The 26,212-nt window shown below is 58.5% G+C and carries 32 protein-coding genes; 13 read left to right on the plus strand and 19 right to left on the minus strand.

Annotation, left to right across the window (positions count from 1 at the left end):
• Positions 1-37 precede the first annotated feature (37 nt).
• Complete coding sequence (locus ABLN94_RS20950) at positions 38-1,210, plus strand: MalY/PatB family protein (RefSeq protein WP_352996113.1); 1,173 nt, start codon at positions 38-40, stop codon at positions 1,208-1,210.
• A complete protein-coding gene (locus ABLN94_RS20955; protein WP_352996114.1) occupies positions 1,210-1,740 on the plus strand; it encodes a L,D-transpeptidase family protein in 531 nt (176 codons plus the stop codon). Before ABLN94_RS20950 ends, ABLN94_RS20955 begins: the two co-directional genes overlap by 1 nt.
• Here ABLN94_RS20955 and ABLN94_RS20960 read toward each other — a convergent pair.
• A complete protein-coding gene (locus tag ABLN94_RS20960) occupies positions 1,737-2,090 on the minus strand; it encodes a hypothetical protein (protein ID WP_352996116.1) in 354 nt (117 codons plus the stop codon). The two genes, ABLN94_RS20955 and ABLN94_RS20960, sit on opposite strands and share 4 nt — an antisense overlap.
• Positions 2,091-2,303: 213 nt before the next feature.
• On the opposite strand from ABLN94_RS20960, the gene ABLN94_RS20965 reads away from it, so the two are divergent.
• Positions 2,304-3,293 (plus strand): glutathione S-transferase family protein, encoded by a 990-nt coding sequence (locus ABLN94_RS20965; RefSeq protein WP_352996118.1) that lies wholly within the window; start codon positions 2,304-2,306, stop codon positions 3,291-3,293.
• Here ABLN94_RS20965 and ABLN94_RS20970 read toward each other — a convergent pair.
• Positions 3,275-3,637: a response regulator transcription factor gene (locus ABLN94_RS20970; RefSeq protein WP_352996120.1), complete on the minus strand. Its 363-nt coding sequence runs from the start codon at positions 3,635-3,637 to the stop codon at positions 3,275-3,277. The genes ABLN94_RS20965 and ABLN94_RS20970 overlap by 19 nt on opposite strands.
• A gap of 182 nt (positions 3,638-3,819) precedes the next feature.
• On the opposite strand from ABLN94_RS20970, the gene ABLN94_RS20975 reads away from it, so the two are divergent.
• From ABLN94_RS20975 to ABLN94_RS20985, 3 genes are read left to right on the plus strand one after another with little or no spacing between them, the layout of a single operon-like run.
• Entirely contained in the window at positions 3,820-4,785 is a 966-nt protein-coding gene (locus tag ABLN94_RS20975) for a threonine-phosphate decarboxylase (RefSeq protein WP_352996122.1), read from the plus strand.
• Positions 4,782-5,702 (plus strand): adenosylcobinamide-phosphate synthase CbiB, encoded by a 921-nt coding sequence (cbiB, locus tag ABLN94_RS20980; protein WP_352996124.1) that lies wholly within the window; start codon positions 4,782-4,784, stop codon positions 5,700-5,702. The genes ABLN94_RS20975 and cbiB overlap by 4 nt, the downstream gene beginning before the upstream one ends.
• A gap of 11 nt (positions 5,703-5,713) precedes the next feature.
• Complete coding sequence (locus ABLN94_RS20985; RefSeq protein ID WP_352996126.1) at positions 5,714-6,877, plus strand: lytic murein transglycosylase; 1,164 nt, start codon at positions 5,714-5,716, stop codon at positions 6,875-6,877.
• Positions 6,878-6,967: 90 nt separating this feature from the next.
• On the opposite strand, the gene ABLN94_RS20990 is transcribed toward ABLN94_RS20985, so the two are convergent.
• From ABLN94_RS20990 to ABLN94_RS21015, 6 genes are all read right to left on the minus strand, one after another.
• Entirely contained in the window at positions 6,968-7,249 is a 282-nt protein-coding gene (locus ABLN94_RS20990; RefSeq protein WP_352996127.1) for a hypothetical protein, read from the minus strand.
• Positions 7,250-7,405: 156 nt separating this feature from the next.
• Entirely contained in the window at positions 7,406-7,744 is a 339-nt protein-coding gene (locus ABLN94_RS20995; protein WP_352996258.1) for an acyl-CoA thioesterase, read from the minus strand.
• Positions 7,745-7,987: 243 nt separating this feature from the next.
• Positions 7,988-8,338, minus strand: coding sequence for a hypothetical protein (locus ABLN94_RS21000; protein WP_352996129.1), 351 nt, complete (start codon positions 8,336-8,338; stop codon positions 7,988-7,990).
• A 54-nt stretch (positions 8,339-8,392) separates the two neighbouring features.
• Positions 8,393-11,848, minus strand: coding sequence for a chromosome segregation SMC family protein (locus tag ABLN94_RS21005; protein WP_352996130.1), 3,456 nt, complete (start codon positions 11,846-11,848; stop codon positions 8,393-8,395).
• Between the two features lie 140 nt (positions 11,849-11,988).
• Positions 11,989-12,399: a hypothetical protein gene (locus ABLN94_RS21010; protein WP_352996132.1), complete on the minus strand. Its 411-nt coding sequence runs from the start codon at positions 12,397-12,399 to the stop codon at positions 11,989-11,991.
• Positions 12,400-12,444: 45 nt separating this feature from the next.
• Positions 12,445-13,644, minus strand: coding sequence for a PLP-dependent aminotransferase family protein (locus ABLN94_RS21015; protein WP_352996134.1), 1,200 nt, complete (start codon positions 13,642-13,644; stop codon positions 12,445-12,447).
• Between the two features lie 151 nt (positions 13,645-13,795).
• Between ABLN94_RS21015 and ABLN94_RS21020 the strand changes: the two genes are divergently transcribed.
• On the plus strand, positions 13,796-14,566 hold the full coding sequence (locus ABLN94_RS21020) for an FCD domain-containing protein (RefSeq protein WP_352996136.1): 771 nt from the start codon (positions 13,796-13,798) through the stop codon (positions 14,564-14,566).
• Complete coding sequence (locus ABLN94_RS21025; protein ID WP_352996138.1) at positions 14,566-15,054, plus strand: metal-dependent hydrolase; 489 nt, start codon at positions 14,566-14,568, stop codon at positions 15,052-15,054. Before ABLN94_RS21020 ends, ABLN94_RS21025 begins: the two co-directional genes overlap by 1 nt.
• A gap of 63 nt (positions 15,055-15,117) precedes the next feature.
• Here ABLN94_RS21025 and ABLN94_RS21030 read toward each other — a convergent pair whose 3' ends face one another.
• The 5 genes from ABLN94_RS21030 to ABLN94_RS21050 form a co-directional block, all read right to left on the minus strand.
• Complete coding sequence (locus ABLN94_RS21030) at positions 15,118-15,678, minus strand: F0F1 ATP synthase subunit B (RefSeq protein WP_170493781.1); 561 nt, start codon at positions 15,676-15,678, stop codon at positions 15,118-15,120.
• 5 nt (positions 15,679-15,683) lie between these two features.
• A complete protein-coding gene (locus ABLN94_RS21035; protein WP_170493778.1) occupies positions 15,684-16,235 on the minus strand; it encodes a F0F1 ATP synthase subunit B' in 552 nt (183 codons plus the stop codon).
• 86 nt (positions 16,236-16,321) lie between these two features.
• Positions 16,322-16,546: a F0F1 ATP synthase subunit C gene (locus tag ABLN94_RS21040; protein WP_005981269.1), complete on the minus strand. Its 225-nt coding sequence runs from the start codon at positions 16,544-16,546 to the stop codon at positions 16,322-16,324.
• Between the two features lie 48 nt (positions 16,547-16,594).
• On the minus strand, positions 16,595-17,353 hold the full coding sequence (locus ABLN94_RS21045; RefSeq protein WP_352996142.1) for a F0F1 ATP synthase subunit A: 759 nt from the start codon (positions 17,351-17,353) through the stop codon (positions 16,595-16,597).
• Between the two features lie 2 nt (positions 17,354-17,355).
• A complete protein-coding gene (locus ABLN94_RS21050) occupies positions 17,356-17,688 on the minus strand; it encodes an AtpZ/AtpI family protein (protein ID WP_352996144.1) in 333 nt (110 codons plus the stop codon).
• Between the two features lie 231 nt (positions 17,689-17,919).
• On the opposite strand from ABLN94_RS21050, the gene ABLN94_RS21055 reads away from it, so the two are divergent.
• Complete coding sequence (locus ABLN94_RS21055; protein WP_352996146.1) at positions 17,920-18,255, plus strand: ArsR/SmtB family transcription factor; 336 nt, start codon at positions 17,920-17,922, stop codon at positions 18,253-18,255.
• 6 nt (positions 18,256-18,261) lie between these two features.
• On the opposite strand, the gene ABLN94_RS21060 is transcribed toward ABLN94_RS21055, so the two are convergent.
• The 4 genes from ABLN94_RS21060 to ABLN94_RS21075 all read right to left on the minus strand — a co-directional run bounded on the left by ABLN94_RS21060 (position 18,262) and on the right by ABLN94_RS21075 (position 20,897).
• On the minus strand, positions 18,262-18,675 hold the full coding sequence (locus ABLN94_RS21060) for a universal stress protein (RefSeq protein ID WP_352996148.1): 414 nt from the start codon (positions 18,673-18,675) through the stop codon (positions 18,262-18,264).
• Positions 18,676-18,765: 90 nt separating this feature from the next.
• On the minus strand, positions 18,766-19,047 hold the full coding sequence (locus ABLN94_RS21065; protein ID WP_352996150.1) for a hypothetical protein: 282 nt from the start codon (positions 19,045-19,047) through the stop codon (positions 18,766-18,768).
• Positions 19,048-19,107: 60 nt separating this feature from the next.
• Positions 19,108-20,022, minus strand: coding sequence for a DMT family transporter (locus tag ABLN94_RS21070; protein ID WP_352996152.1), 915 nt, complete (start codon positions 20,020-20,022; stop codon positions 19,108-19,110).
• Positions 20,019-20,897, minus strand: a complete 879-nt coding sequence (locus ABLN94_RS21075) for a LysR family transcriptional regulator (protein ID WP_352996154.1) — start codon at positions 20,895-20,897, stop codon at positions 20,019-20,021. Before ABLN94_RS21075 ends, ABLN94_RS21070 begins: the two co-directional genes overlap by 4 nt.
• A gap of 117 nt (positions 20,898-21,014) precedes the next feature.
• Here ABLN94_RS21075 and ABLN94_RS21080 point away from each other — a divergent pair, with 117 nt between their 5' ends.
• Positions 21,015-21,596: an FMN-dependent NADH-azoreductase gene (locus ABLN94_RS21080; RefSeq protein WP_352996155.1), complete on the plus strand. Its 582-nt coding sequence runs from the start codon at positions 21,015-21,017 to the stop codon at positions 21,594-21,596.
• 72 nt (positions 21,597-21,668) lie between these two features.
• Positions 21,669-22,409: an aspartate/glutamate racemase family protein gene (locus tag ABLN94_RS21085; RefSeq protein WP_352996157.1), complete on the plus strand. Its 741-nt coding sequence runs from the start codon at positions 21,669-21,671 to the stop codon at positions 22,407-22,409.
• Here ABLN94_RS21085 and ABLN94_RS21090 read toward each other — a convergent pair whose 3' ends face one another.
• Positions 22,410-22,940, minus strand: coding sequence for a prolyl-tRNA synthetase associated domain-containing protein (locus tag ABLN94_RS21090; RefSeq protein WP_352996159.1), 531 nt, complete (start codon positions 22,938-22,940; stop codon positions 22,410-22,412).
• 68 nt (positions 22,941-23,008) lie between these two features.
• Entirely contained in the window at positions 23,009-23,896 is an 888-nt protein-coding gene (locus ABLN94_RS21095; RefSeq protein WP_352996161.1) for a 5'-methylthioadenosine/S-adenosylhomocysteine nucleosidase, read from the minus strand.
• Positions 23,897-24,154: 258 nt separating this feature from the next.
• Between ABLN94_RS21095 and ffh the strand changes: the two genes are divergently transcribed.
• Complete coding sequence (ffh, locus tag ABLN94_RS21100; RefSeq protein ID WP_352996163.1) at positions 24,155-25,660, plus strand: signal recognition particle protein; 1,506 nt, start codon at positions 24,155-24,157, stop codon at positions 25,658-25,660.
• Positions 25,657-26,211 (plus strand): GNAT family N-acetyltransferase, encoded by a 555-nt coding sequence (locus ABLN94_RS21105; protein WP_352996165.1) that lies wholly within the window; start codon positions 25,657-25,659, stop codon positions 26,209-26,211. Before ffh ends, ABLN94_RS21105 begins: the two co-directional genes overlap by 4 nt.
• Position 26,212: the final 1 nt, after the last annotated feature.

Genomic DNA, 26,212 nt, shown 5'->3' on the forward strand with positions numbered 1-26,212 from the left:
ATTGTGGCTAGCTTTCGTCCGGACAGATGGAGCAGACATGACTTTCAACGACTTGATCGACCGCCGGGGAACCAACAGTTCAAAATGGGACAAGATGGAACAGCTGTATGGCGTCTCGCCGCAGGACGGCTTGGCCATGTGGACCGCAGATTCTGACTATCCCACCGCACCTTGCGTGATCGAGGCGGTTCGCGAAGCGGCCGATCACGGCGTCTTTGGCTATTCCTGGACGCATCCAAATTATCTGTCGTCGGTCCAGTGGTGGATGAAAAACCGCCATAACTGGGAAATCGACACCGACTGGGTGCTGACTTCGCAGGGGCTGGGCAATGCAATCGCCCTGTGTCTGGACGTTTGGACCGAACCAGGAGACGGTGTGGTGATCTTCACCCCCGTCTACCATGAGTTTGCGTATAAGGTAGACAAATCCGGCCGTCGCGTTGTGGAATGCCCGCTGGTTCGTGAAGGCGACAGCTATGGTATTGATCTGGACGACGCACAATCGCGGCTGGACGGGTCCGAGAAGATGCTGCTGTGGTGTTCGCCGCAAAACCCCTCGGGGCGGGTCTGGACGCCGGACGAGTTACGTGCGGTAGCCGCGTTTGCCGAGCGGAACGGGCTAATCCTAGTCTCGGACGAGATTCACCACGATCTGGTTTATCCTGGTCACAAGTATGTGCCGATGGATGTGGCCGCGCCCGATGCGCGACCGTGGACGGTAACGCTGACGGCCGCGTCCAAGACGTTCAACATCGCAGGCCAGCGCACCGGCAACATGGTCATTCCCGATTCCGAGTTGCGCGCAGCGATGCGGTATCGTCTGCACACGCTGGACTATGCCCCCAGCGCGTTGGGAGTGACCATGATCACGGCTGCCTACACACCGGAAGGTGCTGCGTGGGTCGATGAACAGGTTGCCCACCTTGAGGGCAATCGCAAACTGTTCGACGTGACTATCGCCGACATTCCCGGCCTGTGGTCGATGCCTTTGCAGGCTACCTATCTTGCATGGGTCGATTTTTCGGGCACTGGCATGGATCACGACGAGTTTGTCCGACGCCTGCGTGAAGAGGCCAAGATCGCCACTTCTTCCGGCCCCGGCTTTGGCACGGGCGGAGAGAGCTTCGAGCGGTTCAATCTGGCCACCCAACGCGCACGTGTTGAAGAGGCATGCGCCCGTTTGAAGCAGGCGTTTGCTGATCTCCAATAATGATGCGGAGGTTCACCCTCATAACATTGGTGGTCCTTCTAACGGCTGCGGCATGGATTAGCTGGCATCACTTTGGCCCTCGCCAACCTGCACCTCCTCTGGCGCCCGAAGCTGCGCAGATTGACCACATTCTCATTGAGAAATCTGCGCGCCGTCTTACCGCAACTTTGGACGGCGCGGTTGTTATGCAGGAGGATATTGCACTGGGCTTCGCGCCCGAGGGTGACAAACAACAGGAAGGGGACGGCAAAACACCAATCGGGACGTTTACGATCGACCGACGCAATCCGCAGAGCGCCTTTCACCTGTCACTAGGTATCGACTACCCACAGCCCGAGGACGTTGAGCGCGCAAACGCTTTGGGCATTGACCCGGGTGGTGATATTTTCATCCACGGTCAACCAAATGGTGTGGTCGGCCTGACCCTTCCCGGAGATTGGACCGAAGGGTGCGTTGCGCTCTCTAACACAGAAATGGCGCGGCTTTGGAGCCTGACACCCAACGGAACTGTCGTCGAAATCCGCCCTTAATCCTCGTGCCCCAACAGGGCAATTGGCGCGTTGGGTGCGCGATAAAAATCTAACGGAGCCTTGTCGGCTGCGGCGGTACTGCGCTTGAACTCGTAGCGCATCTCGCCCGCCTCTTCATCATCCGCGATAATCAGGCATTGGTACAGATGACGCGCGCCGTCGTAGATATCGACAAGGCCGCGCAATTGGGGCGTCGTGGCCGCCTCAACCGTAAAGCCGTCTTTCCACAATCTGAGGATTTTAAAGGCATTGTCGCCAACCTCGACACGAAGGCGGCTTGTCTTTTTCAATCCAGCGATTCGCGCTGCATCCAATTCAGCGCTTATTTCCTTTGAAACATAGGTCGTCATAGCAATTAGTCCCCCGTGCAATGGACTCCATTGTGCCGTGCTGACTGTAAAAATCCAGTGAAGGCAGCCACATAAATCCGCGCGCGTGCCGTCTGTTGCGCGGAAATCTCAATCCGCCCTGTGCGCAAGCGCAGGGTTACTGCGCGGTGGACCATGTGGGAAGGCGCGGCTCTAGCGCCTATGTTTGCGGAAACGCAATGCGGAGGAATTCCAATGGGCCTGTTGGTCGAAGGCAAATGGCACGACACCTGGTATGACACTGAATCCACAGGCGGCGCCTTCAAGCGCAGCGCAGCGCAGTTTCGCAACTGGCTAACCGCTGATGGCAGCGCAGGTCCGTCCGGTAAGGGCGGCTTCAAAGCCGAACCTGGGCGCTATCACCTTTATGTCAGTCTCGCCTGCCCTTGGGCCCATCGGACGCTGATCTTCCGTGAGTTGAAGGGGCTGACTGCCTTGATCTCGGTCTCGGTGGTCCATCCGGACATGTTGGACAAAGGTTGGACGTTTGAGGCAGATGATCATGGTGCAACGGGCGACGGGTTGTATGGTTTAGACTTCGCCCATCAGATCTATACTAAGGCCGACCCCAGTTATTCCGGCCGCGTGACCGTGCCGATCCTGTGGGACAAGCGGCAAGAGATCATCGTCTCGAACGAAAGCTCGGAAATTATCCGGATGTTCAACTCGGCCTTCGATGGGATCACGGGCAACACCGATGATTACTGGCCTGAGGATTTGCGAGGCGAGATCGAAGAGGTCAACGCGCGTATCTATTCCAACGTCAATAACGGTGTATACAAATGCGGTTTTGCCACCACGCAAGAGGCCTATGACGCAGCCGTTCATCCCCTGTTCGAAACACTGGATTGGCTTGAAGACCGCCTTAGCGGCAACCGTTATCTGATGGGTGATCGCGTGACCGAGGCCGACTGGCGCCTGTTCACCACGCTGATCCGGTTCGACCCGGTCTATCACCTGCACTTCAAATGCAACAAACGGCGCCTGATCGACTACCCGAACCTGTGGGCCTACACCCGCGAACTATACCAGTGGCCCGGTGTAACGCAGACCGTGAACATGAGTCACATCGTGCGTCACTATCACTACAGTCACGAGACGATTAACCCGAACCGGATCATCCCGGTGAACCCCGAACTGGACTACATGGCGGCCCATGGCCGCGATCAACGGCCCGCTGCGTAGTGTTCCACCATCGCCGCCAGATCCTCTGGCGGTGTTGCGCTTTGCACGTAGGCGCAGGCATTCGGGCTATGGGCAAAGATCGACCCGTCCGAAAAAAAGGTGGTGTTGGTGACAAAGATCACCCGCGCCTCGGGGCGGCGGTAGCTAGCGAAATCGGCCACCGCCAATGCGCTGCCGGTCTCAAGCACCAAATCCAGCACGATGATCTCAAATTCCTGGCCATACAGCGCAAGAATAGCTGCTTCCTGCCCGGCCACCAAAGTTACTTCAGCACCGTGCCGCTCCAGATGCCTTTTCCAAACCCGCCCCAGATCGGGGTTACTCTCAACAATCAAAACATTCATTTGCAATAACCTCGGCACTTGATAGAACGCGTGGTGCCGACCCCCGTAAATTGTGATCACGCCATTTCCTTAACAAAGTGTTAACGCCGCCTGTCCCGGCCCCACATCCCGCAGATTTGCTTGTGTAAACGGCGAAAATCCGCTTGATACGGGCTCAAACAGGCAATTCCGACGAGAATCCGATGGCGAGCCATGACGAAAACTTAAACCCCCGCGCGGCGCGCGACCACGGCGGAGGGCTGGACGGGGCCATCGCGACCTACGGCGGATCACGCGATGACTGGGTTGATCTGTCGACCGGCATCAACCCGCATCCTTATGAGGTTTCAGGGCTGACCCCTTCAGACTGGACGGAATTGCCCGATCACGGCGCGTTTGAACGGCTGACAGATGCCGCGCGCCGGTTCTGGTCCGTGCCGGAGGAGGCGGCGATCCTGCCCGCACCTGGCGCGTCTGCTGTTATTGCTCGTATTCCAGCACTCGCCACACCAGCCCGGGTTCAGATCACCACGCCAACCTACAATGAACACGCGGCCGCCTTTGTGGCCCAAGACTGGTCTGTTCAACCCAATGGCCCAGCTGAAGCCCGTGTCATCGTGCATCCGAACAATCCGGACGGCCGTGTCTGGCAGGAATCCGATGCCAACGCATCGTTGACCGTGATCGACGAGAGCTTTTGCGATGTCAGTCCAGAATTTTCTCTGATTCACCTCGCCAATCAGCCTGGCGTGGTCATCTTGAAGAGCTTTGGTAAATTCTGGGGACTGGCTGGCCTGAGGCTGGGTTTTGCCATTGGTCATCCCGACCTGATCGCTCGGCTCAACGATCTGACCGGACCGTGGAGTGTTTCTGGCCCCGCGCTGCGGATTGGCGAAAAAGCCCTGCGAGACACTGACTGGGCGAACGGTACACGACAGCGCCTAAGCTTGGAAGCAGACCGGATGGACAACCTTCTGACTACCAATGGCGCCAGCCTTGTGGGCGGAACCACTCTGTTCCGGCTGTATGAAGTCGATGACGCCGCCGCGTGGCAAGACCGTTTAGCTCGCGCCCATATCTGGAGCCGGGTCTTTCCCTACTCGCGAACCTATTTGCGTCTGGGTCTGCCGCCTGCGGGTGGCTGGAACAGGTTGGAGGCCGCTTTGTGAGCACCACATTCCTGCTGATTTGCGCCATGAGCCTGGACGCGGCACTCGGCGAGCCTGACTGGCTGTGGTCGCGGGTCCGACATCCCGCCGTGATGATAGGCAACGTGATCGGGTGGCTGGACAAGCGCCTGAACCACGGGGCGCAGCGACGGTTGAAAGGTCTTGCCGTAGTGTTGGTGCTGGTGATTGGTTCATTGACCCTCGGGCGTGTGCTGTCGCTATTGGGGCCGGTGATCGAGATTATTATCTGCGCCATATTGCTGGCACAGAAATCGCTGGTGGCGCATGTGCGCGACGTGGGCGACGGGTTGCGCACCTCATTGACCGAGGGGCGGACCAAAGTGGCGATGATTGTCTCTCGCGACACGCGCGACATGACCGAGGCTCAGGTCGCCAGATCGGCAATCGAAAGCGCCGCTGAGAACCTCAGCGATGGGGTCATCGCACCCGCTTTTTGGTTTCTGATCGCGGGTGTGCCTGGATTGCTCGTGTACAAAGCCATTAATACGGCTGACAGTATGATCGGCTACCGCACCGAAAAATATCGTGACTTCGGCTGGGCCGCCGCACGTCTGGACGATTTTCTAAACCTGATCCCCGCACGCCTGACCTGCGTAATGATCGTTGCGCTATCCGGGCAGTGGGCGCGCTGGTCCGAGATGGTAGCGGATGCGCGCCGCCATGTCTCCCCCAACGCTGGATGGCCCGAGGCCGCCATGGCGCGCGCTCTGAACGTGGCGCTTGCGGGTCCGCGCAGCTATGACGGACAGATCCGTGATCTTGCTTGGGTGAACGGCAATGCTCCGCGCGAAATCGGTGCGCCGGAGGTTTTCCGCGCATGTGACATGCTATGGACTGTGTGGGGGCTTGCACTTGGCCTTCTGTCAGTGTGGGTTGGGGTCAGCTTTATAATCTGATGGACCCGTTCATGCGCTTTCTTCCCGGTTTTGTCGTCGCCGCCCTATTCGCCTCTCCCGCCTTGGCCCAATGTGGCGGCGGGTTCAACTCCTTCGTCAAAGGGTTGAAGGCAGAGGCTGTGCAACAGGGTTTCGACAAAGCCACCGTCAACGCATTCTTCAAAGGCGTGCAACAAGACGGCGCTGTACTGAAAGCCGACCGCGCGCAAGGTGTCTTCCAGAAACCTTTCATCGACTTTTCTCGCCACCTGATCTCACAAAATCGGATCGAACGCGGCCAAGCCATGTCGCGCAAATACGACGCGGTGTTCGATCGGGTCGAGGCCGAATATGGCGTCTCGCGCGGGGTACTTTTGGCCTTCTGGGCGTTCGAGACCGACTACGGCGCCTTTCAGGGCGATTTCAACACCCGCAACGCGCTGGTGACGTTGGCCCATGACTGCCGTCGACCCGAGTTGTTCCGGCCGCAAATCTTCGCGGCCATTGAGCTTTACAGCCAAGGCAATTTCGATCCCTCACGCACTACAGGTGCTTGGGCCGGAGAGATCGGCATGGTCCAAATGCTGCCTCGTGACATTCTTGAAAACGGGGTCGACGGAGATGGCGATGGCAAAGTCTCATTGAAAACCTCGGCACCCGATGCTCTGCTGTCGGGGGCCAAAATGTTGTCGCATCTGGGCTGGCAAGCGGGCCAGCCGTGGCTGCAAGAGGTGGCGGTGCCCGCGCAAATGGATTGGTCTTTGTCCGGCCCCGGCAAACCGCGCCCGATATCAGATTGGCAGGGGATGGGTGTTCAGGCCCGAAACGGAGATCTAGCAGACCTGCCCGCTTCGCTGATCTTGCCGCAGGGCCACAATGGTCCAGCTTTTTTGGCTTATCCAAATTTTGACGTCTATTTCGAATGGAACCAGAGTTTTGTCTATGTTCTGACCGCCGCTTATTTCGGGACAAGGCTTGAGGGCGCCCAGATTTACAACGCAGGCAACCCAGCGCCCGGACTGTCAGGAGCGCAAATGAAACAACTGCAAAGCAAATTGCAGGCGCGTGGCTATGACGTTGGCAAAATCGACGGTATTTTAGGGGCAGGAACACGGGCCGCGGTTCAGGCCGAGCAGGCTCGCCTTGGACTACCTGCAGATGCATGGCCGACGGCTGAACTTCTGAATAAGCTGTAGATCAACCCTATGCCACTTTCTGTTAGCAGCTAAATTCAACTCATTTAGAACAGGCAGAAAAACAAGTTCTTAGCGGCTTGAGAAGACAAATCATTCACTATCTTTGTTCTGGTTGGCTTCGTGGCCACTCTGGCCATGATTGGCATTGGCATTGGCATTGGCATCGAACTGATGCACTTCGAGCACGACTTGACCAGACTTCAGTGCTCCCCGACAACGCCAAATTGGCGGCGCCAATCTTGAACACGAAGCCCAACCTGCCGAAGTTTTGGAAGCACAAGCGCTTCCTGAATGCAAAACAACGCCAAAGCCCTGGATGAATACTTGAATTGGACTGCAAGCGCCGACTTTAACATGGGCTTCGCGACCCATTTCATGCATCTGAGCGGTGCAAAAACCCTTCCAATCGGCGTGTAATCAACAATCTGGTTCAGTCCTTCGCTGCTGCGCTCACAAATGTCCCAACTGTGAAGTTTAAACTCCGTTTCGAATGTCTAATGCCGCGCCCAATGATCGCCGGACTAGGCGTTACATGTCTGCGAAGACAGGCCGTGGCGCGCCCTCGTCATCCAGAGCGACAAACACGAAATCCGCATCCGTGACCTTTTGGGCCTTTTCGGAATATCTCGGGCGCGCCCACACATCGACATGGATGCGTATGGACGTGTGCCCGACCTTGCGCAAGGTTGCATAAAGGGTCACCTCGTCTCCCACCTTGACCGGACGCAAGAACTGCATCGCTTCAACCGCAACCGTAGCCCCGCGCCCTTGCGAGACCCGGCCCGCCATATTCCCCGCAGCAAGGTCCATTTGCGACATCAGCCAACCTCCGAAAATATCACCGGACGGATTCGTATCCGCAGGCATCGCTACGGTGCGGATCACGAGAACGCCCTCTTCCTGCTGACGACCGTGTGAGCTGCGCTGTTTACCTAGGGCCAGATTTTTTTCGGTTTCGTCGCTCACTTGACTTCTCCACTGATGGATCGTTGCTGTTGGTTTAGGGTGTAGTCTTCCGTGATTTTAATGTGCTGCAATCAAATCTGAAACATTGCGCTGTAATCCGCCGGGAAAAGACCTGCAGAGACATACCGCTAAGAAAGCGTGACTTCAGTCGGGCCGCACCGGGTAACGGTGCCCCTTCTTGTCAATCAGGATCAAACGTTCGCCACTGCGTACGTATAGATCGCAACGACTAAACCCGTTTCTATACTGAATGCAGACGCTGCCATCCTCGGCAATCGAATAGGTGCCAAACGCGGACTCTCCGCTGGCATAGGTATAAGAATATGCTCCGCCTGCCGAGAATTTCGACTGACCATCATCGTAGAACGTCAGCGTGCGCCCGGCCAGCGCGTCCAGTTCCGCAGGCGTCAGCGGCACGTCACCGGGTTTGGTTGGCCATTCTGCGGCCCAAGCCGAACTCGCGGTCAGAAAGGCCAGGATCAATAGTCGCTTCATACAGCCACCCTAACTCGAATGGCGCTGAAACAGGCATAACGTTGCGGTGATGGGTCAAGCGACCATCTGCTCAGCCTTTTTCAGGTCGACCGATACCAGCTGACTGACACCCTGCTCCTGCATGGTCACACCAAACAAACGATCCATCCGTGCCATTGTCACAGCATGGTGGGTGATGATCAGGAAGCGCGTATCAGTCTGGCGGCACATTTCGTCCAGCAAGTCGCAGAAACGGGTAACGTTGGCGTCATCCAGTGGCGCGTCTACCTCATCCAGCACACAGATCGGCGCCGGATTGGCGAGGAAGACACCAAAGATCAACGCCGTCGCCGTCAAGGTCTGTTCACCACCCGACAACAGGCTGAGGGTGGACAGCTTCTTGCCTGGAGGTTGGCACATGATCTCAAGCCCTGCGTCCAGCGGGTCGTCGCTTTCGACCATCACCAGATTGGCCTCACCGCCGCCAAAGAGATGTTTGAACAGCATCGCGAAGTTTGAATTCACCTGTTCGAACGCGGTCAAAAGCCGCTCACGCCCTTCACGGTTGAGACTGGCGATACCACTGCGCAAGGCCTTGATCGCCTCTTCAAGATCGGCCTTTTCGCTGTTCAGCGTGTCGAATTCTTCTTGAACTTCCTTGGCATCTTCCTCGGCACGCAGGTTCACCGCACCCATCGCGTCACGCTGACGCTTGTGGCGGTTGACCTCGGCTTCAAGCGCATCGGCAGCAGGCATCTGGTCGGGGTTCACATCCAGTTGATTCAGCAGCTGGTTCGGGGTCAGCTGCTGGTCCTCGGCAATGCGTTCGGCAGCCGCGGTCACACTTTCCTTCGCCGCATCACAGCGCGCCTCAGCCGCCGCACGTGATTCACGCGCTTCCGAGGCAAGCCGCTCGGCGTCGCGTTCTGCTAACACGACCTCGCGCTGCTGGGTTTCAGCCTCGGCAAGCTTGTCGGCGGCCTCGGCGCGGCGGGTCTCAGCGGCTTCGATCAGCTCGTTCAGTTCTTCGCGAGCTTCAGCGATTTCGCCGGGGGCCGCCATGGCCTCGGTCAGTTCTTCTTCCGAGCTTTCCTTGCGCTCAGCCAGTTCAGAAATCCGATTTTCTGCACTGTCCAAACGGTGCCGCCACCCGCTAAGATCCTTTGTCACTTCTTGCGAGCGACGTGTCCGCGCCTCGCCCTCTCGCCGCAATTCGTCATGGGTCGAACGGTGAGTCAGCATGGTGATCCGCGCGGCCTCGACGGTCTGCTTGATATCCTCAACCTGCGCGCGGGCACTGTCGAGATTGCCTAGGTCTGCCAGCGCGCCTTCGGCTTCGCGCAACTGGGCACGAGCGGACATGGCGTCTTCTTTATGGCGATCTACGGCGAGGGTCAGGGTTTCAAGCTTGCCCTGCGCCAGATTGCGATCGGCCTCAGCCCGGCTAAGCTGGCGTGCTGTCTCGGCCATGCGCTGATCAGCAGCCCGGCGGGCCTCGCGCGCACGGCGGTCAGCTTCGGTGACATCAGCCAATTGCTGAGACAACGCCTCATGCGCCGCACGGGCACCGCCAGCTTGCGCCTCGGCACGTGTGAGTTCCTGTTTCAGTGCTTCAAGCTTGTTGAGCTGTTCCAACCGCAGGGCGGCAGCGCTCGGTGCATCCTCGGCCCAGGCGCGGAACCCGTCCCAGCGCCACAAGTCACCGGATCGCGATACCAATCTCTGGCCCGGTTTCAACGAGGCCTGTAGCCGCGCGCCCTGATCTGCGCCTACCAATCCAATTTGCGCTATGCGGCGGCTCAGGCGATCCGGCCCCGAGACATGCAGCGCCAAAGGCTCTGCCCCATCAGGCAATGGTTGATCGCTGTCATAGCCGTCCACCGGAACCCAGCCCGAGGGACCGTCCCCTTCGACTAGCGGTGCGCGCAGGTCATCGGCCAAAGCTGCACCCAACGCCTTCTCATAACCCGGCGCAACACGCAGCATATCGAGCACTTGCCCGCCTTCTGCGGTATCGCGTTCAACCAACTTGGCCAGAGCGGAGGTTTCCGCGCGGATCGCGCCCAATTCACCCTCGGCTTCAGATCGTTGCGCCCGGGCCTCGGCCTCGCGCGCTTGCGTATCATTGCGCAACTCGTCGGCAGCGGCCAGCGCCTCTTCAGCCGCCTCAGCGGCTTCGCGGGCTTCTTCCTCATTCTCTTGCGCGGTCTCGAATGCCTCGCTGGCGTGGGTCAGGGCTGTTTTGGCTTCTGCTACGGCCGCACGCGCCTTTTCTTCTTCGCCTTCAGACCGGGCCAGCGTCTTGCGGCTGTCTTCGACCAAGCGTTGCGCCGACTGGTGTCGAGCCACCAGACGAGCCATATCCTCGGTTTCCTGCGAAAGGTGATCTTCGCGATCCTGCAGTACAGCTGCAGCTTCTCGAGCAACCTCCGCGGCTTCGGCCACCTTATCGTCGTGCCCCTCGGCAGCTTTGGTCAGCTCGCGCGCTTCCCACTCCAGTCGTTCGATCATCTGGCCCGCATCGCGGTTCAGGCCCGCCTCGCGCTCGATGTCGTTGCCCAACTGCTGAATACGGTTGGTCAGGGTTTCGATGGTCTGGCGGGCGCGAGTCTCCTGATCCGCCAATTGGTCACGCTGCACTTGCTGGCGTTGCAGGACCGCGGCGGCGATGGCCTCTTCTTCGCGCAGAGGCGGGAGCGTCTCTTCGATCTCAGCGCGTTTGGCAGCGGCCGCGCGGGCCTCGGCCTCGGCGCGGGACGCTTCGGTGATCCGCTCACGCAGCTTCTCTTCCGCCTGTTGGCGGGCCATGTCGGCCTCTTTCCAGCGGCGATAGAGCAACATTCCCTCAGCCTGCCGCAGTTGTTCACCAATCTCGCGATAGCGCGCGGCCTGACGGGCCTGACGGGCAAGTTGTGCCAGCTGTGTGCCCAACTGCTCCAACACATCGTCGACGCGGGTCAGGTTGGCCTCGGTGCCTTTGAGTTTCAGCTCGGCCTCGTGCCGACGCTGATAGAGCCCCGAAATCCCTGCGGCCTCTTCCAAAATACGACGCCGGGCGCGCGGTTTGGCGTTGATAAGCTCGGCAATCCGGTTCTGTCCCACCAACGCGGGCGAATGTGCCCCTGTCGAGGCATCCGCGAACAGCATCTGCACATCGCGCGCACGCACATCCTTGCCGTTGGTCTTGTAGGCGCTACCAACATCGCGAGTGATGCGCCTCACGATCTCCAATTGGTCGCTGTCGTTAAAGCCCGAGGGAGCCAGCCGTTCCGAGTTGTCCATGGTCAGGACAACTTCGGCGAAGTTGCGGGCCGGACGCGTGGCCGCGCCAGCAAATATCACATCCTCCATCGCGCCGCCACGCATGGATTTTGGGCGGTTCTCGCCCATCACCCAGCGCAAAGCTTCCAGAAGGTTCGACTTGCCGCAACCATTCGGCCCCACCACGCCGGTCAACCCATCCGCGATAATCAGATCGGTCGGATCAACAAAGCTTTTAAAGCCGGTGAGTTTGAGTTTGCTGAAGCGCAAAGGCGACAAGTCCTGTGATTCCTGTGTCTTTGAAGTCTGCGCAAGGGATTGGGGTTGAGTCAACGGAGTTACGCAGGATATGGGATATCACCCCTACTTATCCACAATATCTTGCCGAAATACGCAGGAAAACGCGCACTTCAGTACGGCGTACACTCAAAAACCTGATAGCCATAGTCAGAGCCAAGGTCCTCATAAACGCCATAGTCGATGCATTCATAGTTTCGGGTCGAGATAGAGGTCAGCAACAAACGCTCCCCTGCTGCCCGGTCACAGCCCAGGACACCGACCGTTACTGCAGCATCGCCCAGCACGTCCAGAATGGGGCAACCCGAAACCTGTGCCATCGCCAACCCAGCCCGGTCCCGGATTGGGCCAAGACGTGGCGCGTATTGCGTGTTGACCCGCACGGCCTCCGCCAATTCCCCGCGCACACGCACGTCAAAGACGCTGCCATTCACCGCCACACGGGTGGCTGGTAAGTCACGAAAATAGGTGGTGCCGGCCGAACAGGCAGCCAGCACCGATAGGAAAAACAGATACCGGATCATGCGGCCAGCTTTGCCGCAATATGGTTAACAGATCCTTTCCTGCGATCAGGCGCGCAGAACCTCTCCCAACCGGCGAATACCCTCGCGAATGGTCGCTTCATCCGAGTTGGAAAAGCTCAACCGGATCGTATTGGCCCCGGTTTCGTCTGGAAAGAACGCCCCGCCGGGAACGAATGCGACTTTGACCGTCTCCAGCGCACGGGCCAGCAAGTCAGCCCCGTCCATGCCTTTGGGCAGTGTCACCCAGACGAACATGCCGCCCTCAGGTTTAGTCCATTCCACACCATCTAGCATTTGTTCCTGCAGTGCCTCTAGCATGGCATCGCGACGCGCACCGTAGACGCGGCGCAGCATGGGGATATGCGTGTCGAAACAGGCCCGCGCCACTTCATTGATGGCCATCTGATTGATTGTCGCCGAATGCAGGTCAGCCGCCTGCTTCATCAGCACCAGTTGCGAGATCACCGGCTTGGCTGCCACAACCCAGCCGACGCGCAAACCCGGAGACAGTGTCTTTGAAAAACTACCGCAATAGATCGTCCGACAGGACTCGATCGAGCCCTTGCGTGCCAGTTCCAGCGCCAGAACCGGGGGGATCGCCTCTCCGTCATAGCGCAGGGCCTGATAAGCCCCGTCCTCGATCACTGCGCAGTTCAACTCTTCGGCCAGGTCCAACAGAGCCTCCCGACCGCGCAGGTCCACGGTCTCTCCGGTGGGGTTGGCGAAATCAGGTGAGAGATAGGCAAACTTAACCGCCCCCTCGCCTGCGGCCGCAGTGTATTCTGCAGCCCTGCGGTTGCCGTAGATGCTAAGCCGATCAAAACGCGGCTCATAAGCGTTGAACGCTGCCAGCGCACCCAAATAGGTTGGCCAACCAACCAGAGCGGTATCGCCCGGCGACAGGTAGAGCTTGCCCAGATAGTCTAGCGCCTGCTGCGAACCCGAGGTGATCAGGATGTTGTCGAGATCGCATTCGATGCCGATCTGGCGCATGTGGTCGACCAGCCATTCACGCAGGGGGACGTAACCCTCGCTGACCGAATACTGCAGCGCCTGCGCCTGGCTGTCCGCCCCCAACGCATTCTGAAACGCCGTGGCGAAGCCTTCTGCCGGAAACAGGGCCGGATCAGGAATGCCACCAGCGAAGGAAATAATCCCCGGCTGGTCTAGCAGCTTGAGCAACTCGCGTATCTCGGACGCCTTCATCCGCGATGTCCGCGTAGCAAACAGGTCTTTCGTCGACATGAGTCTCCTCCGCATTCATACACCGGAGCCTAGGCATTGCCCCATTAATGTCAATAATTCTGACCTATCAAGTGAGAGATGAAAGACCCGTGTTCTTGAACAAGCCCGAAATACGTGGTCATATGATTTGACCAATTTCGGATTAACTCGCATGCCTTTTCAAAAAATTCAGACCGAGAAGCTCTCCATTGCTGTGGTGAAGCAGATCGAACTGCTTATTCTGAGGGGCATCCTGCGACCGGGCGAGCGGCTTCCGGCAGAACGAGAACTGGCCGAAAGGCTGGGCGTATCCCGCCCTTCCCTGCGCGAGGCGATATCAAACCTTCAGGATCAGGGCCTGCTGACCGCAAAGGCCGGGTCCGGCATCTATGTCGCTGAGGTTCTGGGGTCGGCCTTTTCCCCAGCGTTGGTACAGCTGTTCAGCAGCCAAGAAGAAGCGGTGTTCGACTTTCTGTCCTTTCGCAGGGACATGGAAGGACTGGCCGCCGAACGCGCCGCTCGTCTGGGCTCAGACAGTGATCTGAAAGTCGTACAGGCAATTTTTGATAAGATGGAAGCGGCCCATACCCGAAATGCTTCGGAAGACGAGGCCAATCTGGACGCGCAGTTCCACATGGCAATTATTGAAGCCAGCCATAACGTAATAATGCTGCACATGATGCGGTCCATGTACGATCTGCTGCAACAAGGTGTGTTCTACAATCGCCAGATGATGTTCCAACAGCGCACAACGCGCGGAGCCATATTGGACCAGCACCGCGCCATCAACGCCGCGTTGCAAGACCGCGACCCGAAAGGCGCGCGACAGGCCGTTGAACAACACCTCAGCTTTGTTGAACGCTGCATGGCCGATCAGCAGAAAGCCACTCGCAACGAGGAAATCGCGCAGCAGCGGTTGCAGCACGAGACCGGCGAGGCCTGATGTTCATAGGTCATCTGCCGGGCGCCTATCTGATCTTTCGGGCGGCGGCTCCAAATATGGGCAAACTCGCCTTTGCGGCTGCAATGGTGGGCGCGGTCGCTCCGGACGTGGACATCCTCTGGTTCTATGTTGTCGATAATCGCGGGTACCACCATCACACGTACCTGACCCACCGCCCGATCATATGGGCAGGATTTTTGTTGTGCGGCACGCTACTGCGACTCTGGATGCCGCGAGCTGGCACTGTTGTCACCTTCTTTGGTGCCGGTGGGTTGGTCCACATGATGCTGGATTCAATCACGGGCCAAGTTGCATGGCTTTGGCCCCTCACGGATGCCACTTACCCTTTGGTCACTGTGCAGGCGACCCATTCCCACTGGATCCTGTCCTTTCTCAACCATTGGACCTTCAAGGTTGAGATCGCAATTGTGTCGATCGCTCTGATCGTCTGGTTTGTTAGTTGGCGTAAATCGACAAAAACCGCCTGACGTCACAAACAAAAAACCCGAGAGCCTTGGGCCCTCGGGTTTTTCAAACCATGTATCTGGCGATCAGTGAAGCTTTTCTCCGACATCGGCAATTGCCGCGTCGATCAGCTTGTTCGCCTGAGTGGCCGTCATCTGCTTGGCCAAGACCGCATTAGCCGCCGAAACGGCTACAGTGATGGCCTGATCACGGACTTCCTTCACAGCCGAAGCTTCCGCCGATGCAATCTGATCCTGCGCAGCGGCCAGACGGCGCGCGATGGATTTTTCCAGATCGGCTTTGGCTTGCTCAGCTGCCAGAACGGCATCGTCCTTCGCGGCGGCTACGATAGCATCTGCCTGAGTCTGCACCTCACGCTGCTTGCGCTCGTAAGAGGCCAGCAGAGTGCGCGCTTCTTCATGCAGGGCACGAGCTTCGTCCAGCTCAGCCTTGATGCCTTCGGCACGGTTGTCCAGCGCGCCGCCGATCATGCCGGGGACTTTGAAGTAGAACAAGACCGCGATGAAGACGATGAAGCCCAAGAAGACCACAAAGTCCGTATTGGCCAGCGAGAAGAACGGGCCTTTAGCTGCCAATGCCGGGCTGGCTGCGCCGAAGGTCAGGATAAGGGCAAGAGTGTTCCGCATGTCACTTATCCTTTCATCTGCGCGTCAACGGCACCGTCGATGGCTTTGGCATCCGCCTCGCCGCCCAGCGCAGTGACCAGTTCAGCCGCCGTATCCTTGGCAACCACTTGAATGCTTTCCAGCGCACCGGCACGGATTTCGGCAATTGCCTTCTCCGATTCAGCCGCCTTTGCAGCGATTTCCGCGTCCGCCTTGGCAATCGCGTCATCCAGGTCCGCCTGGATTTCCGCACGGGCTTCGGCAGCGATACGCTGCGCTTCGGCACGGGCATCGGCCAGCGCCTTGTTATAGGCCTCTTCGGCCTCGACCGCCTTGGCCTTCAGATCTTCGGCCGCAGCCAGGTCATTTGTAATGGTCCCCTGACGTTCAGCCAGGATTGCCGCGATACGGGGCAGAGCCACGCGGGACAGGACCAGAAAGATGACGACCAGCGTAATGACCAGCCAGAAAATCTGGTTGGGGAACCAATCGAAGCAGAGCTGCGGCATCCCGATGGCCGAACCACCGGCATCGACGCACGAGCCTACTACTTCTTCGCTAATGGGTTCAGTCGCCATGATGTCCTCCGTCGGAACGTTGTCTTTACAACAGGTGGGCCGCTATGGCTTGGGCCCACCTGCGCGTAAGGATCAGGTTCCGCAGATTAGACGGCGAACATCAGCAGCAGCGAGACAAGGAATGCGAAGATGCCCAGCGCTTCTGCGAATGCGATACCGATGAAGAGGGTTGCGGTCTGCGAAGCAGCCGCCGATGGGTTGCGCAGAGCGCCGGCCAGGAAGTTGCCTGCAACGTTGCCCACCCCGATTGCGGCTGCGCCGGAACCGATTGCTGCCAGGCCTGCGCCGATGTGTGCGAGATCGCCTTCCATGATGTATCTCCTTACGAATTGGAAGTTTCGATGTTGGGGTATCGGACCTTAGTGCGAAGGATGCAGCGCATCTTTCAGGTAAACACAGGTCAGAATGGTGAATACGTACGCCTGGATGAAGGACACGAGGACCTCGAGGCCGTACATTGCGGTGATCGCCAGCACGGACACGGGTGAGATCACGGCAATCGCGGCAAAGCCTGCGAACACCTTGATCACGGCGTGGCCAGCCATGACGTTACCGGCAAGACGAATGGAGTGGCTGACCGGGCGCACGAAGTACGAGATCAGCTCGATGATCGCCAGAACAGGACGCAGTGCCAGCGGCGCGCTTGAGACCCAGAACAGGCCCAAAAACGCGGCGCCGTTCTTGACGAAACCGAGAACGGTCACGGTCAGGAACACGGCCAGAGCCAGCGGGATGGTTACGGCGAAATGCGATGTGGTGGTGAAGGACATGGGGATCATGCCCAGGAAGTTCGCGCAGACGATGAACATGAACAGGGTCATGACATAGGGGAAGTACTTGACGCCTTCCTTGCCGCAGATGTCTTCCAGCATCTTGTAGATGAAGCCATAGGCCAGTTCGGCAATCGACTGCATCCGGGTCGGAACAATCGCGCGCTTAGAGGTGCTAAGCACCAGCAAACCAAAGATCGCCGCAATCGCCAGGAACAGCCACAGAGTCACGTTGGTGGGCGTGTACCATGCAATGCCACCGTCACCGAACAACGGCTTAACGATGAACTGGTCCATCGGGTGGAAAACCAGGCTGCTGCCTTCTGCTGCGGTGGTCTCAGTTGCCACGTTCAGTCCCTCTCGTCCTTCTCGGCCGCCTCAGCCGCCGCTTGTTTCTCTTGAACCTCTTTCGCGCTGCGGAGCATAACCTTCACGCCCGCGACAAGGCCCAGCAATGTGAACAACACCAGAAAGATCGGGATCGTCCCGAGCAGGCTGTCCAGCCCGTATCCGATGCCAAATCCGATCCCCAGACCGGATACCATTTCGATGACCATCCTCCAGGCAAGCTCGCCCCCGGACACGTCAGCATCTGCACGGGGCTTAGGCACTTTCGCCTTTTTCGCCGCCTCGATCTTGGCCTCCAGCTGCGCCATACGCTGCTTTTGGTCATCATCGGTCACGGGCAAATCCCTCGCACAGTCTTGGGTAGGGTGCTAAGGGCCAAGACGCACAGAGTCAACGCTATTGAGCGCCCGAATTGCCGCACGTCAAGATATTGTTTTGATTGAAAAATACTTCAGAATCGATCTAGCAAAAAACCGCGCGATCAGTATACCTCACGCTGAAAACGCGGGTTTCGCATATTCAACCAAATGGTTGACCAAACTCAAAGGCTGTGGTTCAGCGATTGCATGTCAAACGACCTTGATACCGTATTCGCCGCCCTCGCCGACCCCACGCGCCGCGCTATTCTGGCAATGCTGCTTGAGGATGATATGGCCGTGACCGACGTAGCCGAACCGTTCGAGATGTCGCTGGCTGCGATCTCGAAACACCTGGTCATCCTGACCAAGGCTGGGCTGATCAGCCAGGAAAAACGCGGTCGGGTGAAGTGGTGCAAGCTGGAGCCGGACGCTCTGCGTAATGCATCGGTTTGGATGCAGGGTTTCGGACAGTTCGAACCAGTCAATCTGGACGCGTTCGAACGGTTCCTGGAAATCGAACTGCCTGCGTCCGACGACTCCTAACCCAAATTAACGCACCACGAAAACGGAAACGTTGGCGTGATTGGCCAAATAGCCCGCGTGGCTTGAAAAGATATAGTCGGTTATCCGCGGAGTGTGGGTGCCGACAATTATCAAGTCAGCGCCGATTTCTTCGGCGGCGCCCTTTAGATCGCCATCAACCTCAGCCGCGACATCGACCGAATGGATATTGCGAAACTCAACATCGGTCCCGCTATTCTTGGCTAGTTGCTCAGCAAATACGCGCAGCTCTTCGTTGATTGTTGCATCGGTCTGAACGGGGTCACCGGGCTGGGTGCCGGTTACGCTGACAACTGTAATCTTTGCTCCTTGCCACTTGGCAACCTCAGCTGCGACGTCTGCGGCCTTACGCACTTCGGGCGGCAGGTGCAGGTCAACTGGGAACATGATGTGGGTATACATGGCGAATTCCTCCTCAGCCCCAAGAATAGAGATATTCGCATGTTTGAGATTTGATCTACCTCAACGCTCGGCCAATACAGGAAAAGGCAATTACCCTTCCTGGCTATACTCGACGCCGGTTATAACACCGAACGGATCCGCGCGGCACAGCCAGGGCGCTTGTGCCCCGACCACTGTCAAAGTCGTCACCGACCCTGTTGGTTTAGCCTGGGTTGAAACGGCTGTTACACCATCGGGATCGACCCCAGTCTCGGCCGAAACAAGCGCCTCACAACTACCCTGCAGGTCGGCTTCAGACACCGAGGTGTCGGGCACATTTTGGGTGCAGGCGTACAAACCCGCCGCTGCGATCATAAAAAATACTGGTTTCATGGTCAGTTGCCTATGCGTTTTCTCTGCCAACGCTGGCACAATCCGACCGGAAAGCAAGCTTCATTTAGGTACGGGATTTGTCGCGGTGCGTGGCTGATCTTCGACTTTCAACAATAGAACAAGTGCAACGACAGTCAGAATTGCTCCGACAAGCACCAACAACGCGGGTGGCTGCTGGCCCAGCGCAATCTCCCATAAGATCACCCAACTGGGGATCAGGTATGTGTAGGCCATGACCTTGGCCGAAGGCAGTCGCAGCGTTGAAAACTGCACGAGAACGAAACTCGCCGCCGTTGCAAAGATCGAAACATATAAAAGCCCAACCCAAACGATCAGCGGCAGGTTGACCCAATCTGTCGAGCGAATTTCGGACCAGCCGTAAAGTGTCAACAACAGGCAGCCTGCGACCAGTGTGCCAAAGGAAAATACCACCGCTGGCTCACCTCGGTTTAGCTTGCGCACCATCGGCGTATAGACCGCGTGCGCAACGCAGCCAAAGAAATAGATGACTTCGCCATGGTCGATCTCAAAAGCTTTGAAAGCCTGCCAATCCGCGCGAAATATGACCCACAAAGCGCCAAATGCGCCCACCGAAAGCGCCAGAGCCATTCTTGGCGTTGTGATTTGTCGCAGCAACACCCACCCGGCGACGGCTGACATCACCGGAGTCAGCGTGAATACGGCCGCCGCGCTAACCGGCGGCGCGGTTTTCAGGCCATGGAACATCAACACAAAGTACGCGGCGAACAGCCCGCCGAGCACCAGATAACGCCACGGCGCTTGCGCCGCGCTGCGCGGCAAACCAGTGGTCAACAGCACCGCGACCCCAATCAACACAGAAGCAATCAGAAAGCGCGCCGCAGTGATCGCTTCGGGCGCGATTTCATTTGCGATCATCGAGCCCAGTGAAAAACTGCCTGCCACAAGCGCCGAAAAGGCAAGCATGGCCAGATGGCCTTGAGCCTGCGGCGTCACACCATCCACTCTTTCATGCGGTCTTTGAGGAAGGTCAGGAAGGCCTGCACCTTGGTCGTGCGATGCAGATCCACATGCGTCACCAGCCACAGCTTACCGGACCATTCAGGTAGATGGGTCATGACCTCCTGCAATTCAGGGTTCCGCGCCGCCTCCCAGCGCGACATGAAGCCGATCCCAGCCCCGGACAGCACCGCCTGATACATTGTGAAATTATTCGAGCATCGGAAAGTGATCGCTTCGTCTGGCGCGTGCTCCCGCAGCCATTGCGAGAATGGGGCGCGGCTGTTTTCGTCGTCATTACCGACAAAGGAGTGATTGGCGAAATCTTCGACGCCCGATGGGGCACCCCGACGTGCGATATATTCCTTACTGGCGTATAGCCCAACCTCCTGATTCCAGAAGGGTTGAACCACATTGTCCGGTTGATCCGGCACCGATCCGGCCCGGATCGCCACATGCGCCTCGCCATATTCGAGGCGAAACAGCCGGTCTCCAGTCAGATATCGCACGATCACGCCGGGGTGGAGCTGCTGGAATTCACTGAGAACGGGAACCACAAGCGGCGCCAACGAAGCCAGAGAAGTGACCACAAGCTCGCCCGCGACATCATCCCCCCGCCCTTTCATACGACCAACCAATTGGTTGAACTGGTCCTCGGTCGCCTGCGCAACACGTAAAAGGTCTTCACCCGCCTCGGTCGGTGTGTATCCGCGCGCATGGCGTTGGAACAGCTTAACACCCAACCGCGCCTCGATCGCGTCGATATGGCGGATCACTGTGGCGTGGTGCACACCCAGAACTTCGGCCGCACCGCTAACTGTCCCCATGCGGGCGACCTGATAGGCGGTTCTCACTTCATCCCAATTGTCCATGGCGATTTTCTTGTGTGCAATTTCCAACAGTCAATGTTGATATATCCGAGTTTTGTTCACAGACGCAACGTCCATATTCGGTGCAGACGCAAAACCCTATCACAAGGACCAAGTGAAATGACCAAAACCATCCTGCATATCGACGCCTCGGCCCGCCGCGAAGGATCGACCACCCGTGACCTGTCTGACCGGATCGTTCAACACCTGGGCGCAGCTCGTATTATTCGCCGCGATCTGGCAACCCCCCTGCCCCTCCTGACCGAAAGCTGGATAAACGCCAACTTTACACCTGCGGATCAACGTAGCGACGCACAGCGCAATCAGTTGACCCTGTCAGATACTCTGGTGGGCGAATTGCAAGACGCCGACACCATCGTCATCGGCCTGCCGATCTATAACTTCTCTGTCCCTGCCGCCTTCAAGGCCTGGATTGATCTGGTTGCCCGTGCAGGCCTGACATTTTCGTACACCGAGAACGGGCCCAAAGGGCTGCTGGACGGTAAACGCGTGGTTCTGGCTATTGCATCGGGTGGCACGGCAGTCGGATCCGAGATCGACTTTGCAACAGACTACGTCCGCCACGTGCTGGGCTTCATCGGCATCACAGATGTTGAGGTTGTAGCTGCAGACAAAATGGCGCTGGATGCAGAAGCGGCCCTGAACAACGCCCACAAAGCCGTGGCCGAACTGGCGGCCTGATCACCTCTGGCCTTTGCAATCCAAAACGTCCAGTCTGCACCGAAACGGGAATTGGCAGACTGGGCGTTTGTTATGAAAAAGATCGGAATTCTGGGCGGCGTGGGCTGGGCCTCGACCGTTGACTATTACCGGGCGATTGCTGAAGGGGCGAGCCGGCATTTTGCCGAACGCGGCCACGGCTCTCCGCTACCGATCCCGCCGATGACCATCGAATCCGTGACGCAAGCCAAAACCCGCGCCCTGCGCGGCGTGGCGGAGGATGAGGCCAGTTGGGCCGGGTTCGACGCTGTGTTTCGCGAAGCCCTGCTCACGTTGGAACATGCAGGCTGCGATTTCGGCATCATCGCCTCGAACACTCCGCACGCGCGGCTTCACGCGATCCGGCAGGGCGTCACAATGCCCATTCTCAGTATTTTCGACGCCACTGCCGAGGTCACCGCCACAACCGGCGCTTCCCGGGCGCTGGTTTTGGGCACGACCGTCACCATGCAGGCAACCGATTACGCCGACCGGCTGACCAAAGAGGGCATCACCGCCAATGATCGTTTTCCCGAAACCGAAATTGCCGAGATGCAGGCCATGATCGACAGCGAGTTTTATGGCGGGGCCTCTGAAGCCGCGCGCACCCGTTTGCTGGCGTTTTGCAACAAGCACGCCGCACCCGACACGGCCATTCTGCTCGCGTGTACCGAATTGCCGCTGGCCTTCCCCGATCATCTGGACGACCCGGTGTTCGAGGCGGATGGGCATCTGTTCATCAACCCGTCCGCGGCTCATGTGACTGCTGCACTGAAAGAGGCGTTGGAGGGCTGATCAGGGCAACCAAGTCACTTCACAGCCGATACGGTCGAAGAAGGCCATGAGATCGGCGCGCGCCATCGCCACGCTCCGATCGTTCACCAGCGGGTGCATATAGATGACATCTGCCTGTTGCGCCGCGCCGTCCATGAAGAAGCGGACGTTGTTCTGTACCCCGTTGATCATCGCCAGTGGGCTGACCGCGCCCGGTCGGATACCAAGGTTCTGCGTCAACCGATCAGCCGAGCCAAAGGACAGGTTGCCAATCCCCAACTCTGCACCCAGAGCCTTTAGATCAATCTCGCGGCTCTGTTCCAGCGTCACCAGATAGTTCCGCTTTTTTTTGTCGCGCAGATACAGGTTCTTGAGCCGCAGCGCATTTTCGCCTGGCACCATGAATTGATCTTCTACCCCTTTGGCATCTTCCACCGTGCGCAAAGGCACATGCGTGTGCAGGCGATAGCTCAGCCCCCATTCGTCCAATTGGGCCAGCAGCGCATCAGAGCTGAGCGGCAATGTGTCTTGAAAAGCGGATGAGGCGTCCATGGATTCTCCTGCCCTGGTCAATCAGCGCCTTTAGACGCGGAGGTTCGCCCAGGATCAAGACGAAACTACTAGTCGACCTCTTTCAGGAAAGCCTCGACCATATTCGCCAGGTTCCCGCCCGCTAGCTTTATGAACGTGTCGAACTGGTTGGCGCCCGCTTCTCCGCCCGCCAGATCGGACAGGGCCCGAAAGGCCAGAAGTGGAACCCCGTTGGCGTCCGCCACTTGTGCGATGGCCGCGGTCTCCATATCCAGAACCCGCGCCTCGAACGTGTCATGCGCCCATTCGCGAAACTCGGCATTGTCCACAAAGGCTGTCCCGGTCACACCTCCGCCGCCGACATAGACCTTGGGCGTATGGGCCAGAGTCCCTCCATCCGCAGCGGTGTCGGACAGGGCAACTTTCTCGGCGGCAGCCCGGGCCGCGTCCAAAAGCCCCGCGTCGGCGGGGAACCAGAACCGACTTTTTCCATGCCCCGCAAGTTCCTCGAAGACGCCAATATTCAACGTGTGCATCATGCCAAAATTCGGGAAGTTCGAATTCAGGAAAGGCGGCAGCTGATATCCGTCCCCGGCTTTGCGCGCAAAGGCCATTTCCATGTACTGACCCCAACGTACAGGCACCGTTATGTCGCCAATCGACAAGGCCGGATCAGCCCCGCCTGCCACGCCCGAGACAACGATGCCCGTTATGTCAAAGTGGTCTAAAGCCAGCTGCGTGTTCATCGCCGCATTCACCATGGAGACGCCCGAGGAAAACACCACGACCGGCTTTCCTGAAAGGCGCCCGGTCACGAACTCGGTGTTTACGATCCGAACGGCTTCGGGATCATCCAGCCGCTTGCGCAGAATCTCGATTTCGGGTTCAAAGGCCGAAATTACAGCCATTCGGGGGCTGGCCCTTTTCTTATCCGCGCCGAAAGCCGACAGATGGGATGCAGGATTGTGTGAAGTCATGGATCGATTCCTTGGGCTGTATGAGGCTCAAGATAGGGTCAGAAGTCCGGGCTCCACAACAACGGCCAGTGTTGACAATTCAGACCACCTCGCGTATCGCCGCGCCAAACATCCGGAAGAGTCTAACCTTCCGGTCCCTTGAGTCGTTCAGGGATCGCCCCCCACCAGCGAGTTTCGCCCGTGGGGGCAATTGTGTATTTAACCGGCGTTTCCTACCTAGGAAGTGCCACCAGATAACCGGCTAAGGAGGCCGAAGGCATGTTTGAAAATCTATCCGAACGCCTTTCCGGCGTCTTTGACCGGCTGACCAAACAGGGTGCCCTGTCCGAGGAAGACGTAAAAACCGCCCTGCGTGAGGTCCGGGTCGCTCTGCTTGAGGCTGACGTCTCGCTGCCAGTTGCCCGCGCATTCGTTAAGAAAGTGCAGGAACAGGCGACCGGTCAGGCGGTGACCAAATCGATCACCCCCGGCCAGCAGGTCGTCAAGATCGTGCATGACGCACTGGTCGATACCTTGCGCGGCGAGGAAGACCCCGGCAAGCTGAAGATCGACAACCCACCTGCCCCGATCCTGATGGTTGGCCTGCAGGGTTCGGGTAAGACCACCACGACCGGTAAGCTTGCCAAACGCCTGAAAGAGAAAGAGGGCAAGAAGGTCCTTATGGCCTCGCTCGACGTTTATCGCCCGGCGGCGATGGATCAGCTGGCGGTGCTGGGCACGCAGGTTGGCGTCGATACGTTGCCGATCGTGCCCGGACAGAAACCCGTCGATATCGCCAAACGCGCCAAGCAGCAGGCGACGCTGGGCGGCTACGACGTCTATATGCTGGATACCGCGGGACGTCTGCACATTGACGAAGTCCTGATGGATGAGGTCGAACAGGTCCGCAACGCGGTTGATCCGCGCGAGACCCTGCTGGTGGTTGACGGTCTGACAGGTCAGGTCGCCGTTGAGGTCGCCGAAGAGTTCGACGCCAAGGTCGGCATCTCGGGCGTGGTCCTGACCCGGATGGACGGTGACGGGCGCGGCGGTGCGGCGCTGTCGATGCGCGCCGTGACTGGTAAGCCGATCCGCTTTGTCGGTCTGGGCGAAAAGATGGACGCGCTCGAAACATTCGAGCCGGACCGGATCGCCGGTCGTATTCTGGGCATGGGTGACATCGTTGCCCTGGTCGAAAAGGCCCAGGAAACGATGGAGATAGAACAGACCGAGCGCATGATGAAGCGCATGGTCAAAGGTCAGTTCAACATGAACGACCTGAAAATGCAGCTGGAGCAGATGATCCAGATGGGCGGCATGCAGGGCATGATGGGCATGATGCCGGGCATGGGTAAAATGGCAAAGCAGATGGATCAGGCCGGACTGGACGACAAGATCCTGCGCCAGCAGATCGCCATGATCCAGTCGATGACCAAGCGTGAACGCGCCAACCCGCAGCTGCTGCAGGCCAGCCGCAAGAAGCGGATCGCGGCCGGTTCGGGGATGGAGGTCAGCGACCTCAACAAGCTGCTCAAGATGCACCGGCAGATGTCGGACATGATGAAGAAGATGGGCAAGATGGGCAAAGGCAAGATGCTGAAACAGGCCATGAAGGGCATGTTCGGCAAAGGTGGCCCCTCGCCTGAGGAAATGGCCGCGGGTATGGACCCCAAAGCGCTGGAACAGGCGGCGAAGGCTATGGGCGGCAAGATGCCCGGTATGCCTGGAATGGGCGGCGGCATGGCCCTGCCCCCGGGCCTCAGCGGGTTCGGTAAGAAGAAGTGAACCCGATCACCCAACATATCCCCCGGCTTGAGACCGAGCGCCTGATCCTGCGCGCGCCGTCCGAAACTGATCTGGACGCGGACGCCGAGTTCTTTGCCAGTGATGCTGCGAAGTACGTCGGCGGACCTCTGCGCCGGGATGAAGTGTGGCGGGTGATTGCCCTGCATTTTGGTCATTGGGCTCTGCGTGGCTACGGGTATTGGAGCGTCGATGAAAAAGACACCGGCACCTATGTCGGTCGGATCGGATTGTGGTTTCCCGAAGGTTGGCCCGAGCCCGAAGTAGGTTGGACCCTGATGACCCATGCCACCGGTAAGGGCTATGCGACCGAGGCCGCTCTGGCCGCGCGCGCCTATGCCTATGACGTGCTGGGCTGGGACACGGCGATTTCGCTGATCGACCCTGACAACGACGCAAGCAAAGCCGTGGCCAAACGGTTGGACGCTGAACTCGACTACCACTACGAACATCCAAAATTCGGCACCACCGAAATCTGGCGCCACCCTGCCCCCGCCGATCTGGTGAATGGCGGCATGGAGGCCTACGCATGAC

It is taken from the genome of Ruegeria sp. SCP11 (assembly GCF_040329455.1).
In the GTDB taxonomy this organism is placed as follows: domain Bacteria; phylum Pseudomonadota; class Alphaproteobacteria; order Rhodobacterales; family Rhodobacteraceae; genus Ruegeria; species Ruegeria atlantica_E.

Bases quoted from the DNA above. Each gene is read 5' to 3' on its own strand.
- ABLN94_RS20950 (WP_352996113.1), top strand. From the start codon at position 38: ATGACTTTCAACGACTTGATCGACCGCCGGGGAACCAACAGTTCAAAA.
- ABLN94_RS20955 (WP_352996114.1), top strand. From the start codon at position 1,210: ATGATGCGGAGGTTCACCCTCATAACATTGGTGGTCCTTCTAACGGCT.
- ABLN94_RS20960 (WP_352996116.1), bottom strand. From the start codon at position 2,090: ATGACGACCTATGTTTCAAAGGAAATAAGCGCTGAATTGGATGCAGCG.
- ABLN94_RS20965 (WP_352996118.1), top strand. From the start codon at position 2,304: ATGGGCCTGTTGGTCGAAGGCAAATGGCACGACACCTGGTATGACACT.
- ABLN94_RS20970 (WP_352996120.1), bottom strand. From the start codon at position 3,637: ATGAATGTTTTGATTGTTGAGAGTAACCCCGATCTGGGGCGGGTTTGG.
- ABLN94_RS20975 (WP_352996122.1), top strand. From the start codon at position 3,820: ATGGCGAGCCATGACGAAAACTTAAACCCCCGCGCGGCGCGCGACCAC.
- ABLN94_RS20985 (WP_352996126.1), top strand. From the start codon at position 5,714: ATGCGCTTTCTTCCCGGTTTTGTCGTCGCCGCCCTATTCGCCTCTCCC.
- ABLN94_RS20990 (WP_352996127.1), bottom strand. From the start codon at position 7,249: ATGGGTCGCGAAGCCCATGTTAAAGTCGGCGCTTGCAGTCCAATTCAA.
- ABLN94_RS20995 (WP_352996258.1), bottom strand. From the start codon at position 7,744: ATGCCTGCGGATACGAATCCGTCCGGTGATATTTTCGGAGGTTGGCTG.
- ABLN94_RS21000 (WP_352996129.1), bottom strand. From the start codon at position 8,338: ATGAAGCGACTATTGATCCTGGCCTTTCTGACCGCGAGTTCGGCTTGG.
- ABLN94_RS21010 (WP_352996132.1), bottom strand. From the start codon at position 12,399: ATGATCCGGTATCTGTTTTTCCTATCGGTGCTGGCTGCCTGTTCGGCC.
- ABLN94_RS21015 (WP_352996134.1), bottom strand. From the start codon at position 13,644: ATGTCGACGAAAGACCTGTTTGCTACGCGGACATCGCGGATGAAGGCG.
- ABLN94_RS21020 (WP_352996136.1), top strand. From the start codon at position 13,796: ATGCCTTTTCAAAAAATTCAGACCGAGAAGCTCTCCATTGCTGTGGTG.
- ABLN94_RS21025 (WP_352996138.1), top strand. From the start codon at position 14,566: ATGTTCATAGGTCATCTGCCGGGCGCCTATCTGATCTTTCGGGCGGCG.
- ABLN94_RS21030 (WP_170493781.1), bottom strand. From the start codon at position 15,678: ATGCGGAACACTCTTGCCCTTATCCTGACCTTCGGCGCAGCCAGCCCG.
- ABLN94_RS21035 (WP_170493778.1), bottom strand. From the start codon at position 16,235: ATGGCGACTGAACCCATTAGCGAAGAAGTAGTAGGCTCGTGCGTCGAT.
- ABLN94_RS21040 (WP_005981269.1), bottom strand. From the start codon at position 16,546: ATGGAAGGCGATCTCGCACACATCGGCGCAGGCCTGGCAGCAATCGGT.
- ABLN94_RS21055 (WP_352996146.1), top strand. From the start codon at position 17,920: ATGTCAAACGACCTTGATACCGTATTCGCCGCCCTCGCCGACCCCACG.
- ABLN94_RS21060 (WP_352996148.1), bottom strand. From the start codon at position 18,675: ATGTATACCCACATCATGTTCCCAGTTGACCTGCACCTGCCGCCCGAA.
- ABLN94_RS21065 (WP_352996150.1), bottom strand. From the start codon at position 19,047: ATGAAACCAGTATTTTTTATGATCGCAGCGGCGGGTTTGTACGCCTGC.
- ABLN94_RS21075 (WP_352996154.1), bottom strand. From the start codon at position 20,897: ATGGACAATTGGGATGAAGTGAGAACCGCCTATCAGGTCGCCCGCATG.
- ABLN94_RS21080 (WP_352996155.1), top strand. From the start codon at position 21,015: ATGACCAAAACCATCCTGCATATCGACGCCTCGGCCCGCCGCGAAGGA.
- ABLN94_RS21085 (WP_352996157.1), top strand. From the start codon at position 21,669: ATGAAAAAGATCGGAATTCTGGGCGGCGTGGGCTGGGCCTCGACCGTT.
- ABLN94_RS21090 (WP_352996159.1), bottom strand. From the start codon at position 22,940: ATGGACGCCTCATCCGCTTTTCAAGACACATTGCCGCTCAGCTCTGAT.
- ABLN94_RS21095 (WP_352996161.1), bottom strand. From the start codon at position 23,896: ATGACTTCACACAATCCTGCATCCCATCTGTCGGCTTTCGGCGCGGAT.
- ffh (WP_352996163.1), top strand. From the start codon at position 24,155: ATGTTTGAAAATCTATCCGAACGCCTTTCCGGCGTCTTTGACCGGCTG.